Raw genomic sequence first — 15,233 nt, 5'->3', positions numbered from 1 at the left:
AGGCTTCGTCAGCAACAGCCTACATAGTTGCGCTACTTCCAATTTCAATGTTTCCCCAAAGCCTTCATAACTTTGTTGACATCTTCCTCAATAATTTTATTTATTTCCGACGCTTGATCTGAATAACCAACAGATTCAACAACCAATGTAGCGACTTCTTCATAAAAAGTATCGCGTTCGCGATGTTGTTTTTCCAGGAAATTCTTCATGTCATCTATCGGAAGTGATGGAACTCGGCCATTTTTCATACGACCAAGTTGCGCTGGAATAGATACTTTCAAGTAAACAACAAATTCAGGGGATAACAATTTTCGACACTGTTCGCTTGACACAACACATTCTTCTAATAAAGCGATAACATTTTCTTTTTCGGTACAATGAGAAATGATATCAGCTTGACAACGATTAAATGCTGCTTCACCTTGCTCGCCCAGAATATCTCGTGTCTGTCGACCAATGTAACGTTCAATACTTGGGTTTGCATCGACGATTTGCCATCCTAATTTTTTAGCCAACGCTTCAGTAAATATAAACTTACCTGAACCCATATGGCCGACGATGAAGATACGCTTTGTCATTTTTTAATATCCCCTTATAGTTTCAGCAATGAATTATATCATGTTGAACTGGTCAGTCCCTAAGACTTCATTAAATATCATTTTACTAATGAATGGTTAGGATTAAGCAGTGAGCGTAAATTTGAGTGAGATGGCGTCATGGGCGCCTTCATTGATGCCAGTTATAATATTCTGGGAGGTTTGGATATCAATATGTTCCTTTTTAAAAAAACCATGGCCATAACCGAAATCAACAGTGAGATGGTTCATCAATCGATATCCCATGGAAAAACCGGTAATCAAACTGTCTCCAGGTCCTATTTGAAATCGCCCATTCGAGGGTGACTGATTATATGTTCCTGCTACTCGGACTACCCACTTTGGTGAAACTTGATAAATTGTCCCGAGGGTTAGAAGCCAACTGTTGTGAAAGTGATAATTAATGCGGGCTCGGGGGACGATAAAGACTTGGGATGCGGCTTGCGTTGCAAAATTATATACAGAAACTTCTTTAAAGATATTCCATTGCAGGTATTGAACAGTTCCTAAAAAGCCTAATTTATCATTGATAAAATGGCTTAGTGTCACAACACTTCTTGCTGGTGTCCAGTATTTAAAATGGTAATCATCCGAAGAAATACTTTGCGAACCAGTTATTGTACTACTACCCTGTAAATTATAAGTCACTGCACTGCGGTAATTAAAACCCAAGACTGTTTTTTTACCGGGTTTAATTAGTAGCCCTAAATCACCGCCCAAACTATTTGCTTGACTGTCATTCAGGCTACGGCTTTCAGGAATATTCAAACGGGCTATGCCTGCAGCAATAGGCTCCTGGATGAGATGAGCATAGGTAAAATTAATGTTTCCCCCTATGGAAAGATATTGATTATTTTTAATGCCAAGAGCGGGAATAAAATCAATATTATTCGTTTGATTGCGTGCAAGAATATAGCGAAGAATCGGGTGGTTATCCAATTCGCGATTAAAATCATTCGCAACAACAGCAAAACCCACCACGAATCGTTCATTTATAGGGACACTTAGATACATGGAAGGTAAGAAAAAATTGGATTTATAGGTTGTTGATCCCGACTCAATAATCCCAAAAGGTATTTTTTGCGCACTCCCGCTAAATTCAAATTGCGCTTTTGCCAAGGTGCCAAGAAGGATAAGTTGTTGATGAGGTGAAATAGTTAGTGCTGCCGGGTTAAAGTAAACGGCTGTGGCATCCTTCACTACAGCAGCTCCCATTGTTTGTTCAATAAAAGAGGCATGTAATGGTGAGACTAATAACAAAAACCCTATAATTACGTACTTCCTTAAATCAATTATGCTTGCCATGAGTCGTAAGGAGAGAGGGAATGTTCTTCAAGTTGTAAGAGTATTTTTTCATATAGTCAAGGTTATTTATTTTAGGGCGATGGGATCTCACTTATATTATTCAATATAACTAAACGTTAACTTGCAGAGTCCAGTTCGTCCCTATCAAAAATCCAAAGATAAGCCAGATGATCTTGAGTATCAGGCTTATTGAATGGGTAAAAAAATAGCTGAAGCCAGTCAGTATTGTTATGGAGGCCACAGGATGAAGAATGTTTTAAATGCTTTGGAAAAATTCTAGGTATTCGAATCTAAAAATTCTTCTAGAGCTGATTGCGGCCTGTTTCCCATAAGATTGTTCTTCATATTATTTTTAAATGTGACAGGAACACCTCTAATAGCAGTACCACAAACATTTTCAAATTTATCATTTGCCATTTGATAGAAAATCCAATCCCTGTATTTTTCTTTATCAGAAACTTGCTTGTAAACCGGCAAAAAAGCCTTGCAGTGTGAGCACCATGATGCATGAACTAATAAGACCGTTTTAGGCATTGCTAAAGCAGCACAATCTTTGCTAGTAAATGGTCTTAGAGTTGCAAAAGACAGAGTAGGAATCAGAGTTATTAGCGCTATAGCGAAACATTTTGTTACATTTTTCATTTATTTCTTACACTGGATTTGATTTCGATGAGAGATGATAAGATATATGATAATTCAAATCAATTAGAAGGAAATAGCTCTATGAAGAGTGTAATGAGCTCAGCTCGCAAATCATATTTAAAAGGAAGTATCTTTTTAAATGAATGAGTAGAGTATAGTCGAATACTCTATGAAAAATGACTTTTATAAGCAGTTAGAGGATTAATATGCCTTGCAATTAAGAAAAGGCTAAGGGTTATATAAGAATTTATTTTTTGAACAGGAGAAATACATGTGGGCTAAGGATTTATTTATTGATATCCCTTTGCGAGATAATGCACCAGAAACCAAATTGCATATACGGATAGTCAGTGAAAATGAGGATAATCTCAACAAAATGCCTTACATTTTTATGCTTCCTGGCGGCCCTGGTGCGAACCACTCTCACTACAAGGATTATGAATGCCTACGTACGACAGGCAATATAGTATTCATTGATCCCAGAGGATGTGGATTAAGCGATAAACACGACCCTTCATCATATACCATGCAAAATTACATCCATGATGTTAATGAAATTCGGAAAGCCCTTAATCTGGATAAAATCGTTTTATTGGGTAAATCTTATGGAGCAATGTGTGCATTAGGATATACCCTTGATTACCCGAAACATGTTTCCAGTCTTATTCTGGCAGCAGGTTCTCCAAGCTTTAGAAATATTGAGACGGCGCGTCTCAATGTTGAAAAAAGAGGTACCCAGGATCAGCAAAAAGCCTGTGAACAGTTATGGGAAGGGAGTTTTAGAAGTGATGAAGAGGTAGATAAGTTTTTTGATGTCATGGATTCCATGTATTCTTGGAAAAAAAGACATAAGCTCCCGGTAAGTCGACCAGCCCCGGATTATGTTTTTGCTCATGAACCTTTGAATCAGGGATTTGGCGGATTTTTACGAACATTTGATTATGAGGATCGTTTACATGAAATAACATGCAAAACGCTCATCTTGGTAGGTGAGGAAGACTGGGTTACCGATAAAACACATTCCGTGTTCATGGCGAGCAGGATTCCAGATAATGAATTTATCGTGTTTCCTAATGCAGATCATTCAATGGAATCTGATGTTCCAGAGGCATTCTTTTCAAGCATACAATCCTTTGTGAAAAGCCAGTGTGAAAAAAAAAATCCTCATCATTTTTTCCAAGAAAATGAAAATACTGGGAAGGGAAACCTAATTTGACTGCTGATGCAACTAAGAGTTTTTTATTAAGTTAAAAATTATCTGAGATATGCGTTCCTAAAGGGGCACTAAAACTTTCTTAAGCCTGATTAACTGTATAATTAGACCTAAAAAACAATTCTATTATTAGATATGTTCATTATCTTGTTTCTCTATCTGCTTTTCTTTTTTTTAATGCACAAATACATCAAACAGAAGTGATGTCAATCTACCTTTTTTCCGGTTGGTTTCGCATTGATTTTTGCTGGGGTAAGGTTGCTGGTAATACGAGAGACGGTTTTATCTACTCGTCGCTGAAGCATGATTTCAACCATTACTGTTTCATTCGGATGAAGAATTTTGTTAATGTCAGCGAGTGAGGAATGAAAATCAAGTAGCTTGTAATAGGCAAGGGCTTGGTCACTTGATTCAGGGTATGCCTTAATACGGAAACCCAGATTACCCTGCATTTTGGGCGTATTAATTCCAGCCTCCATGATATCATAGTCAAGAAAATAAGTTAGTTTTCCCCGATCATGCTGGTTTCGCTGACGGTCTGCAAAGAAACCTGTAGGAAGCGCATACTCGCTATATTGGGGGCCAGCAGTTAGATAAAGATCATAATCGTCAAGATGATTGCCCCGGTCATCAATAAGTCTGAATATAATCATAGAGTAGCGATTGGTGATATACTCACGTTTATGTATAAGAGTCTTTACAAGTTCTGTATGCTCATTTTTCTGGGTTTCTTTAGTAATCTTATCGAGATCTTTTGTCAATATATTATAGGTGTCACGGTTTTTTACTTGGAGGCATCGCAAGACCCATATAGCCGTAGGATGAGTAGCGGCATTGGCCATAGTAACACTGCGGATGATTCCCATTTTTTTACCGGAATGCGAACACTCAGGCAGAACCCCAAATGCCATTTGTTTTGTCCGTGTCATTTTGGAGACAACAAGATTTTCACCGTTATTCCCCTCTTGATGTAACTTTAATAAACTGTAATTCATATTTGCAGCAGCGACGCGGACAACTCCATCAGACCCAGCTTCTCCCGTGTAGGAGTTAAGAGCATCATAAAGTTGGCGATCAATTTTCTGACCTGTAAGTACAAACGAATAGATACCATGAGCAGTGCAATCGTAATCAAGCCAACTTTCATTAAGTTGCCAGCTCATATTGCTTCCAAGCTCAAGCCAATCAAGTACCTGCTGTCCTGGTTCAATACCTTCAAAAAAACTTTTTATACGGCCTAGCCGGGATTTACCAAGTTGAGCAAGTGCAGAACCATGGTTGGCGGGGGCCAACATGATAAGATGGCTCAATGGGCATTTTGCAAGATTATTCTTAAAGTATAAATCCATCCATTTACGAACAATGGGGCCACCGGTAGAGTGAGTAATACAAGCAAAACGCGCTCCATCTCGCAGTTTATCAGCAATTTCATCGCGCACTGCATGATCAAAGGCACGTGCTATATCGTCGACAGTTACTGTATCGTCAAAACTGATATAGTGTCCAAGATAGATATTACCAACTTGAATATTCAGCTTTCTGTCTTTGCTCTGACTTTCAAGCCATTGAGGAAGCTCTCCATAAGTATTGGTATGTGTGACACTCCAACCATGGACGAAGATAACAATCATAATTTTCCTTAATTTATTGACATTTCAAGGGGCATTGTTGAGTAAGTCGGATGATATTGGATTATTTTACAATAAGATAGTTAAGTAAATTAAAAACTTGAGGATTGACACCTTGTTGCCAGTAATTAACTCTAACTGTTGTTGCCCGAATTTATAAAACCCTGAAGTATCACTACAATGTCAAATCTTACCCATTTTTTTATAAAGAAAGAATGGCAACCGAGTGATTATTGCCATAATAATTTTCCAAAAAAAAGGATAGTAAAACACTCTTTTTCTGTGTATCAGCGCGTTCCAACAGGCTTTTGCACAAGCATTTGGAGGGGCTGCATAAAAAATACCAGGTAAACCATAGGTTTGCTTGGTATCAATAAAACCCAAGCGGGCAATGGTAATGTGTTGATTAGGACTGGCTCCCTGTTGTAGACCATGGAGGTAAATTTCAATGCTTGCTTTGCTGGCTCCATAAAGACTGTTTTTGGATCGCCCTCGACATGCAGCAACCGAACTTAAGAACAGCAAATTATATTCTTTTTGTTGGCGATTTAAGTAAGCGTGGATCAATAAAGTAGTTGTCAAAATATTCAGTTTGATAAGATGAGAGATTGTTTCATCATTTAAATGATCGTTATCGGTGAAGTCACTATGTGCAATAAACAAATCAAGTTCGCCATCTTTTGTTTTAAGCATTGAAACTAGAGCATCAATTTGCTCAATTAAATCCAAAACAAGTACATCACAACTGATTTTATACCTAAGTTTAACATCATTTGCGATGAGATTGAGTTGCGTTTTCTGGCGTCCTACTAAAAGTAGTTGATGTCCTAACTGGGCAACAATATGTGCAAATTTTTCTGCAATGATGGAAGTTGCGCCGATTATGACCCATGTTCTCTGTGTCATTTTTTTAGCCCTAAACGTTGTGCCAGATCAGAATGCATAGTACATCCATATTGCTCAAGAGTTTGAGAAAATTGTTCATGTTTCTCATACATCTGGTGAAATTGCTCTTCATTCAAAAGTAAATCCTTAGCCAAATAAACTCGACCATTGAGTTCAGTGATTAATTGATTCATGGCTGATATTGCCTGTTTCGCTTGTGAGTTATGAATAAAATCAACGGCTAAGGTAAATCCTGGTTTACAAAATGAGAGTAAACCTTCACCTGATTGGGTGAATAGTTTGAGTACAGCAAGAGTAGGTGTTGCTTTATGAGCTTTTATCGACTGTACTAACTGTTCCAAAGTGTCTGGGGCATGGTCTTCACTGAATACTGCCTGGAATTGAATTAATCCTTTAGGACCATAAAGTCTATTCCAATGCATGAGTTTATCAAGAGGATTATTGAATTGTTCAAGCGCAAGTTTTTCATGTCCTTTTTTATTATTAAAAAAATACTGATTAAATAATTTCATGTTCCATGATTTGATTAAAGAAAAGGGAATATTAGGTATTGTATGGATTTTTATTTTTTTATTATCGAAAGGTTCACAGTGATCCGCCACTGAAAGAACGGCGCGTAAATCAGGATTGAGTAGATCAAGCCAAGCTACTTGATAATCATGGTGAATACCTATGGTTTTCATATATTCAGTGAGTGTTTGAAACGATTCGAATGGCTGATGTTTTGCCTGCACAAAACGAGGAGCCTTTCTAAGACGGATTGCAGCACGAGTTATAATACCAGTAAGACCTAGACCTGCAATTGTGGCATGAAATAAGTCACTGTTTTCATTACGACTGCAATGAAATTTTTTACTTTTTATCAATAAATCAAATTCAACAAGATGGTGGCCAAAACTACCTGCGCGATGATTATTTTTTCCATGCACATCGTGAGCAATTCCACCAGCAACTGTAGCGTGGACAGTGCCTGGAAGGACAGGAGGAATGAAATCAGGATGCACTAAAAATAAATCTTTAAGTGGTACTCCAGCCTGGCAGATAACAATACCCGTTTCACGATCAAAATTGATAAAATGATTCAGCCGTTCGCTGTCGATAATTAAACCATCGGTATTAAAACAACTGTCGTTGTAACATAACCCTGAACCGCGCACGAGTATGTTTTGCTGAGGATTATGGGCAAGATAATCAGTAAGTTGTTCTTCATTCTCTGGACGTAGACAGAAAGACTGACTGGAGCGTGCACGGCTAAAATTACTGAGCGTTCTTATTTTGCTGCGCATTTTAGGATTATTAATAATTTTGAATATTTAAGACTATAATTTATTTAAGAGTATAATTAAAAGGAATTATAATGAAAAATTTTTTAATCATTTGGGGTTTTCTTTTTTCATTTGCAGTTTTTGCAGCAGATATTCCTCAAGATACCTTGGGTGCACAAAAATACGATAGAACACAGTGCCTTCATAATACAACTCAAGATTGTATTAATTCGCAATGTCTGACCTCAGAAGAAATTGATTGCCAGGAGAATTGTCGAAACATGGCGCAAGCAAAATGTCAGCAAGAAATTAATGAATAAATTGAGCTAATATTTTTTTCATTAATTTAGATGCATTGTCAAATGATTGGCATATGATTTTTTGACTGTCAAACCTGCCCATCTTTTTTTCCAATTCATAATCGAGGTGCATTAGAGATTGTGTCATAAGTGCGTTTTTATAAATGGCATATAGTTTGCATAAGCCTATTCAATAGAAAAATCATGATGCTTACTTGAATGTAATGAGTGAATTCAAGTTTAAAAATTAGTATGGATTGCTTATGGCTGATAAAAACGTTTTATCACAAGAAGAAATAGATGCGCTGCTGAAAACAGTTAGTGAGTCTCCCGAAGCAACAGGAGATCAAGCCGCTACCGGAGAAAAATCGGACCATAAAAAAGCAAAAAGCAGGAAAAAGGAAGTATCTAATGCTGTATTTGAACCTGTAGTACTACAGCAAGAAGGTGATGTAAAAACACTTAACTTTACTGCTCAGGAACGTATTGTCAAAGGCAAGTTACCTGTATTAGATAGAATTTATGATCGCGCAGTGCGTTTATTTGCATCGGATATCTATAATGTAACTGCCAAGGATTTTGAAATTAAACAAGATCCATTGCTTATTATAAAGCATCGCGATTTTATGGAGAGCTTACCTAATCCAAGTTTAATGAGTATTTTTAAATTCAAGCCATTACGAGGCAAAGGCATTATTCTTTTTGATAGTACTTTTGTCTATGATCTCGTCGACTATTATTTTGGCGGCAGTTCTCAATTCTTTGCCCAAAAAGATAGAACCGATTTTACTGCGACTGAGCTGCGTGTTATGGATGTAATTACGAAAAAGCTTATTGCCAATCTTACCCAAGCGTGGAAGCCAATTATTCAGCTCGATATCAGCAAATTTAATGATGAAACTAACCCGCAATTAGTCAATATAGCAGAACCTGGAGAAATGCTGTTAGTCGCACGATTTTCAATGGATTTTGGCAAAGAAATCGGTATCTTCTATTTCATCTTGCCATACTCCATGGTTGAACCCATCAAAGAGCAACTGGAGCTTGGTGCTTCTCGTCCGGATGATGAAATTGATCCGAACTGGGTTAAATCATTAAAAGAAGAGTTAATGGACGTTGAATTAACTGTAAGTTCTGTAATGGCTGAAACACAAAGTACTTTAGGTTCTGTAATGTCATGGCAAGTAGGTGATTTTATACCTATAGAAATGAAAGAAATAGTTACATTAGATATTGAAGGGACACCAGGTTTTACGGCAACTCAAGGAACAGCAAATGATAAGCGTGCTGTAAGAATAATTAAAAATATTAGTTACTAGGAGATGAGGAATGTCTCAAGAAGCAATTGAACAACCTAAACCATCAAACACTCTTCATCAGGAAGCAGACAGTGAGAAAATGGATATGATTTTGGATATCCCTGTTTCGGTCACTGTAGAAATTGGTCGCACCAAAATGACCATCCGTAATTTACTCCAGTTAAATCAAGGAGGAATTGTTGCCCTCGATTGTTTAGCAGGAGATCCTCTAGATGTTTTAGTCAATGGGACTTTAGTTGCACATGGGGAGGTGGTTGTAGTTAATGACAAGTTTGGTGTGCGATTGACTGATATCGTCAGCAAAGCAGAACGAATTAAGCGATTAAGATAATGCAAAGTGTACTTAGTCATGGAGAGCTCATGCGTATTGTCATGGGCTTATTATTAGTTTTATTGCTCATCATTGTATTGTCTTGGGTAGTGAAACGATTATATGGGATGCAAATGAGGTCGGCAAAAGGATTTCAACCCATAGCGAGTATGATTTTAGGACCTAAGGAAAAAATTACTTTGTTAAAAGTGGGAATGCGTTATTTATTAGTCGGCTCAGGTTCTGGACAGGTTACACTGCTCTATGATTTTGGTGAGCAATTGCCGACAGGCTTTGACTCTAAAAATAAAACTTCATTTGCAGATCTGCTTAAATCAGTTGCGAAATCATAAGATGAAGATAATGAATTTATACGTACGAAAATGGTTATCATCGGTATGGAAGTTGTCATTCTCGCTGTCGAGATCCAACTTTAATCGAATATCTATTCTAATTCAGAAATGGATTTCCGCCTGTGCGGAAATGACAAAATTCCATAACTTAATGGCAGAGGGAGGTTCTAAATCCTGGGTTACGCTTCGCTTCACCCAAGCTACTTTAGTTCTGATTTTATTTTGTTTTGTACCCTTTGCTTTACAGGCAGCCCCTTTATCATTACCTGCATTAACAGTACAACCTGGTGCAAATGGTGAGCAAACTTATAGTGTTAATCTGCAAATTTTGATTTTTATGACCTTGTTAACTGTTTTGCCAGGAATGTTGATGGCAATGACAGCTTTTACGCGAATAATTATTGTACTTTCCATATTACGTCAAGCCATAGGCATGGCCCAAACTCCTACGAATCAAATTCTAATTGGTATTGCTTTATTTATGACTTATTTTGTGATGTCTCCTGTTTTTAACAATATTAACGAAACAGCGGTGCAACCTTACCTCGCGGAGACTATAAAATTTCCTCAAGCCTTGGCGAATGCACAAGTGCCTTTACGTCAATTTATGTTGAATCAAACACGTAAAAATGATTTATCCTTGTTTGAAAAATTTGCTCAAACAAATCCAGCGACTCTTAATGACGTGCCAATGAGTGTGGTAATTCCTGCATTTATTACCAGTGAATTAAAAACAGCGTTCCAGATAGGTTTTATTTTATTTTTGCCTTTTTTAATTATTGATATGGTGGTATCGAGTGTTCTGATGGCTATGGGTATGATGATGCTATCACCTTTGATTATTTCATTACCCTTTAAGATTATGCTCTTTGTGATGGTCGATGGTTGGACACTTGTTTTGGGATCGCTTGCGTCAAGTTTTGCTATGAATTAAAAGCCGCATTTTATCAATGCTACGAATTATAAGGATAATAGAACTTCTTGAAACTCGCTGTAGTGAGCGAAGTACGAGGAGAAGGGGGTGTACACGCAGTGACATGAGGATTCGAACATTGCATCGACTAAACAATTTGCCGCTACAGTAGAGTTTCAAAAGAAGTCTAAAAAATTATAAGGAAATAATATGACTCCAGAATCAGTGGTTTCAATATTCAGTGAAGGAGTATATTTGATGCTGTTACTTATCAGTGTACTTATTCTTCCTGGTTTGATTATTGGTGTTATTGTTTCCATGTTTCAAGCGGCAACACAAATTAATGAAACGAGTCTAAGTTTTATACCCAAGTTATTTATTACTTTTTTGATGCTCGTATTTGCAGGCCCCTGGTTACTCAAGATCATAGTGAATTACACAGATTCTTTAATTACCAATATTCCATATTTAATAGGTTAGTCTCAAGATGAAACTGGATTATCCAACAATAATACATATGATAAGCCAGATTATTTGGCCAATGGGACGCATTGGTGGCTTATTACTTACAATACCTGTTTTTTCTTCTGTTTTATTACCCCCACGTATTAAAATTATTTTGCTTTTTGTTTTAAGTTCTGTTTGTGCCTTTACGGTTCCTAAGGAGCTTTCATTTCTGAATTTCAATGGGTTTTTTTTGGTATATATCATCCAAGAACTGCTCTTTGGTCTATTAATGGGTTTTGTATTGCAGCTTGTTTTTCAGATTTTTGTTTTGGGAGGACAAATTATTGCGATGCAGGCTGGTCTTAGTTTTGCAGTGATGGTGGACCCTGCAAGCCGAGCCAGTGTTCCATTGGTCAGCCAACTTTATTCAATGATGATGACTCTAATATTTTTGGCGCTTAATGGACATTTAACTGTTTTTGAAACGTTATTGGATAGTTTCAGAATAATACCTGTAGGACAGATTTCTGTTACTCAATCTATGGTATGGAATGTCATTTTATTTTCGGGATGGATGTTCAAACAAGCAGTATTAATTTCAATCCCAGCTTTATTGTCTTTGCTTATTGTGAGTCTTGCATTCGGAATTATGTCTCGAGCTGCGCCACAATTAAATATTTTTTCTTTGGGATTTCCCATTACGTTAGTTATGGGAATAGTCGTAATTAAGGTGGGTTTGCCTAGCGTTGCAATACAGATGGCAGATCTTATCAAAGAGGGAATGCGTTTTATGACAAGGATGTTGCACTGATGGCTGAGCAAGAACACTCACAAGAAAAAACGGAACAGCCCTCGGCCAAACGACTTAGAGAGGCTCGTAAAAAAGGCCAGGTTGCACGCTCAAAGGATTTCAATACCACAGTAACGTTACTTTTTACTGCATTGGGATTTCTTATTTTTGGCAAGCAACTAGCCAACCAGCTAGTAGCCCTGATGCATTATGCATTTGAATTTGATACGCGAGCTATCATTACTTCAACAGTAAGTGTTGAGCGTTTATTCTTTTTAGCGAAAATGGGGTTTTGGTCCTTAATGCCTTTATTAGTGGTTATTTTTCTCGTTACTTTGGCTGCTCCTTTGCTCATGGGAGGATGGGTTTTTAGCAGTCAAGTCTTACAGCCTAAACTTTCACGATTAAACGTATTTCAAGGATTTAAACGAATGATTTCGTTGAAAGGTTTTGTCGAAATGTTCAAATCGTTTTTTAAATTTCTTATCGTAGCAGTTACCGCTATAGTGGTACTTAAAGCACAGATTCCCATATTACTCAGTTTAGCCCATGCTCCTATTGAAACAGCAATTGGTAGTGGTAGTTTGGTCGTGGTGAAATCTTTTGTGTTGATTTCTGCCAGCTTGATTTTGATTGCTGCTTTTGATGTTCCTTTTCAATTGTATGAGCATCAAAAAAGCATGAAAATGACAATGCAAGAATTAAGGGATGAATACAAAGAACTAGAAGGTAAACCCGAAATAAAAAGCGCTATTCGTCGTGCTCAGCAAGAGATTTCGAGACGGCGTATGATGAATGAAATATCTAAAGCAAACGTCGTTTTAACCAATCCAACTCATTATGCTGTAGCAATCAGTTATAAAGAGAAGGGGCATAAAGCGCCCATAGTAGTCGCAAAGGGTAAGGATTTGATTGCTTTCCAAATTAGTAAAGTTGCAACATCACATCAAATTCCCATTATTTCAGTGCCACCTTTGGCTCGTGCTCTTTATTTTTCTACCAAATTAAATGCAGAAATACCAAGAGGCCTTTATATCGCTGTAGCTCAGGTTTTAGCCTATGTGTTTCAACTGCGAGACAAAGAACGTTATGATTATAAACCTGCTGTATTACAAAATGTCCCTATTCCAGAAGAGTTAGTAAGAGAAGCAGAGGAGGATGCTAATGAATAAGGCATTGTACTATGTACAATATTGGATGCGTCAAGGTTTAGGAACACCTCTGGTGCTGATCATCATGCTTGGCATGATGATGTTACCTCTGCCTCCATTTTTATTGGATGTCTTTTTTACTTTTAATATCGCTTTATCACTTGTAGTTTTGTTAGCTGTGATTTACAGCGAAAGGCCTTTGGATTTTGCTGTATTCCCCACAGTTATATTAATTGCAACTTTATTACGTTTGACATTAAACGTTGCCTCAACTCGTGTTGTTTTATTAAATGGCTATAAAGGTACTGATGCTGCAGGACATGTGATCCAAGCATTTGGCGAAGTAGTAATTGGTGGGAACTATGCAGTGGGTTTGGTTGTTTTTATTATTTTAGTAGTCATAAATTTTGTTGTAGTAACTAAGGGTGCTGGGCGTGTATCTGAAGTAAGCGCTCGGTTCACTTTGGATTCTTTACCTGGAAAACAAATGGCTATCGATGCCGATCTGAATGCGGGTTTAATTAATCAGGAGCAGGCGATAAATCGTCGATTAGAGGTAGCACAGGAAGCAGACTTTTATGGTTCGATGGATGGTGCGAGCAAATTTGTTCGAGGTGATGCAATTGCTGGGATTTTGATTTTGGCTGTTAACATTATTGGTGGATTGTTAATTGGGGTTTTTCAGCATGGAATGAGTGTTCCTGATGCGCTACATAACTATATTTTGTTAACTATCGGTGATGGTTTGGTAGCGCAAGTGCCTTCTTTAGTTTTATCAACAGCTGCCGCTATCATTGTTACTCGAGTTTCCAGTGCGCAAAATATGGGACATGCAGTTATTTCCCAATTATTTGCTAACCCACGTTCATTAATTATTGCATCAGCTATTATGGGATTGATTGGTATTATTCCTGGGATGCCCCATATTGCATTTATTTTACTTTCTGCAGGTTTGGGAGGAATTGCCTATTTGTTTCTTCAACAAGATAAAGAAAAACGCAAGGAACAACTCAATCAAGAAAATGAATCTAACACTATTCAAAACCCCAATATTTCTACTGAATTGTCATGGGATGATGTGAATCCAGTTGATGTGATTAGCCTTGAGGTAGGATATCGTCTGATTCCTTTAGTGGATCAGGAACAAGGAGGTGTTTTACTTTCTCGTATTAAAGGGGTACGAAAGAAAATATCACAAGAGCTGGGCTTTTTAATTCCATCTGTACACGTGCGTGATAATTTGGATTTAAAGCCTAACCATTATCGAATTGGTTTGGCGGGAGTGGTGATGGGGGAGGCAGCAATTCATCTTGACCGCTGCCTGGCGATAAATCCTGGGCAGATTTTTGGTGAAATTGAAGGAATAAAAACACTTGATCCGGCTTTTGGTATGGAAGCTGTCTGGATTAATGAAAGTCAAAGAGAGCAAGCCCATACTTTGGGTTATACCGTAGTCGATACCTCTACTGTTGTTGCCACACATTTAAGCCAAATATTAGAGCAAAACAGCCAGCAATTGTTAGGTTATGAAGAAACCCAACAGCTTTTAGATAAACTTGCATTAAGTTCGCCCAAATTAGTGAAAGAGCTAGTACCTGAGGGGCTTTCACTAGGGATGGTTAGTAAAGTGTTGCAAGGCTTATTGGCGGAACATATTCCTTTAACGGACATTCGCACTATAGTCGAAACTTTGGCGGAGCAAGCGCCAAAATCTAAGGATACGGAACATTTAATCAGTCAGGTCCGTATCGCCTTATCTCGATTAATTACTCAAAAAATCAGTGGTGTTCATGAAGAACTACCAATTATTACGCTAAAACCTGAGTTGGAACAATTATTGCAGAATATTATTCAGAGCAGTGGATCCGGAGGCGTAAATTTTGAGCCAGGAATGGCAGATAAAATACAACATTCTTTGACACAATTAGCAATGCAACAGCAGGCGAAACAAGAGAGTTCTGTATTGGTAGTACAGCCAGGAATACGCGCAGTGTTGGCACGATTTGTGCGTAATATTTCTCATGACTTTCATGTTTTGTCTTATCAGGAAATTCCTGATAATAAACAAATAAGAATAGTAGGTACAGTGGGATAGG

General features: G+C 37.6%; 16 protein-coding genes. 10 read left to right on the top strand and 6 right to left on the bottom strand.

What is annotated here, in order from left to right; genetic code table 11:
• Positions 1-44 precede the first annotated feature (44 nt).
• From Ltuc_RS07360 to Ltuc_RS07350, 3 genes are all read right to left on the bottom strand, one after another.
• On the bottom strand, positions 45-578 hold the full coding sequence (locus tag Ltuc_RS07360) for a shikimate kinase (RefSeq protein WP_058520635.1): 534 nt from the start codon (positions 576-578) through the stop codon (positions 45-47).
• Between the two features lie 102 nt (positions 579-680).
• The gene (locus Ltuc_RS07355; RefSeq protein WP_058520634.1) at positions 681-1,901 is read right to left on the bottom strand and encodes an OmpP1/FadL family transporter; all 1,221 of its coding nucleotides are present in this window, start codon (positions 1,899-1,901) and stop codon (positions 681-683) included.
• Between the two features lie 276 nt (positions 1,902-2,177).
• The gene (locus Ltuc_RS07350) at positions 2,178-2,543 is read right to left on the bottom strand and encodes a thioredoxin family protein (RefSeq protein WP_058520633.1); all 366 of its coding nucleotides are present in this window, start codon (positions 2,541-2,543) and stop codon (positions 2,178-2,180) included.
• Positions 2,544-2,814: 271 nt separating this feature from the next.
• Between Ltuc_RS07350 and Ltuc_RS07345 the strand changes: the two genes are divergently transcribed.
• A complete protein-coding gene (locus Ltuc_RS07345) occupies positions 2,815-3,759 on the top strand; it encodes an alpha/beta fold hydrolase (RefSeq protein WP_058520632.1) in 945 nt (314 codons plus the stop codon).
• A 203-nt stretch (positions 3,760-3,962) separates the two neighbouring features.
• On the opposite strand, the gene plaB is transcribed toward Ltuc_RS07345, so the two are convergent.
• From plaB to Ltuc_RS07330, 3 genes are all read right to left on the bottom strand, one after another.
• Positions 3,963-5,387 carry a phospholipase PlaB gene (gene plaB / locus Ltuc_RS07340; RefSeq protein ID WP_058520631.1) on the bottom strand — a complete coding sequence of 475 codons (1,425 nt, stop codon included), beginning with the start codon at positions 5,385-5,387 and terminating at the stop codon, positions 3,963-3,965.
• 180 nt (positions 5,388-5,567) lie between these two features.
• Positions 5,568-6,290 carry an SDR family NAD(P)-dependent oxidoreductase gene (locus Ltuc_RS07335; RefSeq protein ID WP_058520630.1) on the bottom strand — a complete coding sequence of 241 codons (723 nt, stop codon included), beginning with the start codon at positions 6,288-6,290 and terminating at the stop codon, positions 5,568-5,570.
• On the bottom strand, positions 6,287-7,576 hold the full coding sequence (locus Ltuc_RS07330) for an FAD-binding oxidoreductase (protein ID WP_058520629.1): 1,290 nt from the start codon (positions 7,574-7,576) through the stop codon (positions 6,287-6,289). The genes Ltuc_RS07335 and Ltuc_RS07330 overlap by 4 nt, the downstream gene beginning before the upstream one ends.
• 71 nt (positions 7,577-7,647) lie before the next feature.
• Here Ltuc_RS07330 and Ltuc_RS07325 point away from each other — a divergent pair, with 71 nt between their 5' ends.
• The 9 genes from Ltuc_RS07325 to flhA all read left to right on the top strand — a co-directional run bounded on the left by Ltuc_RS07325 (position 7,648) and on the right by flhA (position 15,232).
• On the top strand, positions 7,648-7,875 hold the full coding sequence (locus Ltuc_RS07325) for a hypothetical protein (RefSeq protein WP_058520628.1): 228 nt from the start codon (positions 7,648-7,650) through the stop codon (positions 7,873-7,875).
• A gap of 242 nt (positions 7,876-8,117) precedes the next feature.
• Complete coding sequence (gene fliM / locus Ltuc_RS07320; RefSeq protein ID WP_058520627.1) at positions 8,118-9,173, top strand: flagellar motor switch protein FliM; 1,056 nt, start codon at positions 8,118-8,120, stop codon at positions 9,171-9,173.
• 10 nt (positions 9,174-9,183) lie between these two features.
• Positions 9,184-9,504: a flagellar motor switch protein FliN gene (gene fliN / locus Ltuc_RS07315; protein WP_083498057.1), complete on the top strand. Its 321-nt coding sequence runs from the start codon at positions 9,184-9,186 to the stop codon at positions 9,502-9,504.
• Positions 9,504-9,836, top strand: coding sequence for a flagellar biosynthetic protein FliO (gene fliO, locus Ltuc_RS07310; protein WP_058520626.1), 333 nt, complete (start codon positions 9,504-9,506; stop codon positions 9,834-9,836). Before fliN ends, fliO begins: the two co-directional genes overlap by 1 nt.
• 151 nt (positions 9,837-9,987) lie before the next feature.
• Positions 9,988-10,770: a flagellar type III secretion system pore protein FliP gene (gene fliP, locus Ltuc_RS07305; RefSeq protein WP_058521637.1), complete on the top strand. Its 783-nt coding sequence runs from the start codon at positions 9,988-9,990 to the stop codon at positions 10,768-10,770.
• Between the two features lie 189 nt (positions 10,771-10,959).
• On the top strand, positions 10,960-11,229 hold the full coding sequence (gene fliQ / locus Ltuc_RS07300; protein WP_058459189.1) for a flagellar biosynthesis protein FliQ: 270 nt from the start codon (positions 10,960-10,962) through the stop codon (positions 11,227-11,229).
• A 7-nt stretch (positions 11,230-11,236) separates the two neighbouring features.
• Complete coding sequence (gene fliR / locus Ltuc_RS07295) at positions 11,237-12,007, top strand: flagellar biosynthetic protein FliR (protein WP_058520625.1); 771 nt, start codon at positions 11,237-11,239, stop codon at positions 12,005-12,007.
• Positions 12,007-13,158 (top strand): flagellar biosynthesis protein FlhB, encoded by a 1,152-nt coding sequence (flhB, locus tag Ltuc_RS07290; protein WP_058520624.1) that lies wholly within the window; start codon positions 12,007-12,009, stop codon positions 13,156-13,158. The genes fliR and flhB overlap by 1 nt, the downstream gene beginning before the upstream one ends.
• A complete protein-coding gene (flhA, locus tag Ltuc_RS07285; protein WP_058520623.1) occupies positions 13,151-15,232 on the top strand; it encodes a flagellar biosynthesis protein FlhA in 2,082 nt (693 codons plus the stop codon). The genes flhB and flhA overlap by 8 nt, the downstream gene beginning before the upstream one ends.
• The last annotated feature ends 1 nt before the right edge of the window (position 15,233 follow it).

The organism is Legionella tucsonensis (assembly GCF_001468035.1).
GTDB classification, from domain to species: domain Bacteria; phylum Pseudomonadota; class Gammaproteobacteria; order Legionellales; family Legionellaceae; genus Legionella; species Legionella tucsonensis.
This window is presented reverse-complemented; position numbering and strand designations above follow the sequence as displayed.

Bases quoted from the DNA above. Each gene is read 5' to 3' on its own strand.
- Ltuc_RS07360 (WP_058520635.1), bottom strand. From the start codon at position 578: ATGACAAAGCGTATCTTCATCGTCGGCCATATGGGTTCAGGTAAGTTT.
- Ltuc_RS07355 (WP_058520634.1), bottom strand. From the start codon at position 1,901: ATGGCAAGCATAATTGATTTAAGGAAGTACGTAATTATAGGGTTTTTG.
- Ltuc_RS07350 (WP_058520633.1), bottom strand. From the start codon at position 2,543: ATGAAAAATGTAACAAAATGTTTCGCTATAGCGCTAATAACTCTGATT.
- Ltuc_RS07345 (WP_058520632.1), top strand. From the start codon at position 2,815: ATGTGGGCTAAGGATTTATTTATTGATATCCCTTTGCGAGATAATGCA.
- plaB (WP_058520631.1), bottom strand. From the start codon at position 5,387: ATGATTGTTATCTTCGTCCATGGTTGGAGTGTCACACATACCAATACT.
- Ltuc_RS07335 (WP_058520630.1), bottom strand. From the start codon at position 6,290: ATGACACAGAGAACATGGGTCATAATCGGCGCAACTTCCATCATTGCA.
- Ltuc_RS07330 (WP_058520629.1), bottom strand. From the start codon at position 7,576: ATGCGCAGCAAAATAAGAACGCTCAGTAATTTTAGCCGTGCACGCTCC.
- Ltuc_RS07325 (WP_058520628.1), top strand. From the start codon at position 7,648: ATGAAAAATTTTTTAATCATTTGGGGTTTTCTTTTTTCATTTGCAGTT.
- fliM (WP_058520627.1), top strand. From the start codon at position 8,118: ATGGCTGATAAAAACGTTTTATCACAAGAAGAAATAGATGCGCTGCTG.
- fliN (WP_083498057.1), top strand. From the start codon at position 9,184: ATGTCTCAAGAAGCAATTGAACAACCTAAACCATCAAACACTCTTCAT.
- fliO (WP_058520626.1), top strand. From the start codon at position 9,504: ATGCAAAGTGTACTTAGTCATGGAGAGCTCATGCGTATTGTCATGGGC.
- fliP (WP_058521637.1), top strand. From the start codon at position 9,988: ATGGCAGAGGGAGGTTCTAAATCCTGGGTTACGCTTCGCTTCACCCAA.
- fliQ (WP_058459189.1), top strand. From the start codon at position 10,960: ATGACTCCAGAATCAGTGGTTTCAATATTCAGTGAAGGAGTATATTTG.
- fliR (WP_058520625.1), top strand. From the start codon at position 11,237: ATGAAACTGGATTATCCAACAATAATACATATGATAAGCCAGATTATT.
- flhB (WP_058520624.1), top strand. From the start codon at position 12,007: ATGGCTGAGCAAGAACACTCACAAGAAAAAACGGAACAGCCCTCGGCC.
- flhA (WP_058520623.1), top strand. From the start codon at position 13,151: ATGAATAAGGCATTGTACTATGTACAATATTGGATGCGTCAAGGTTTA.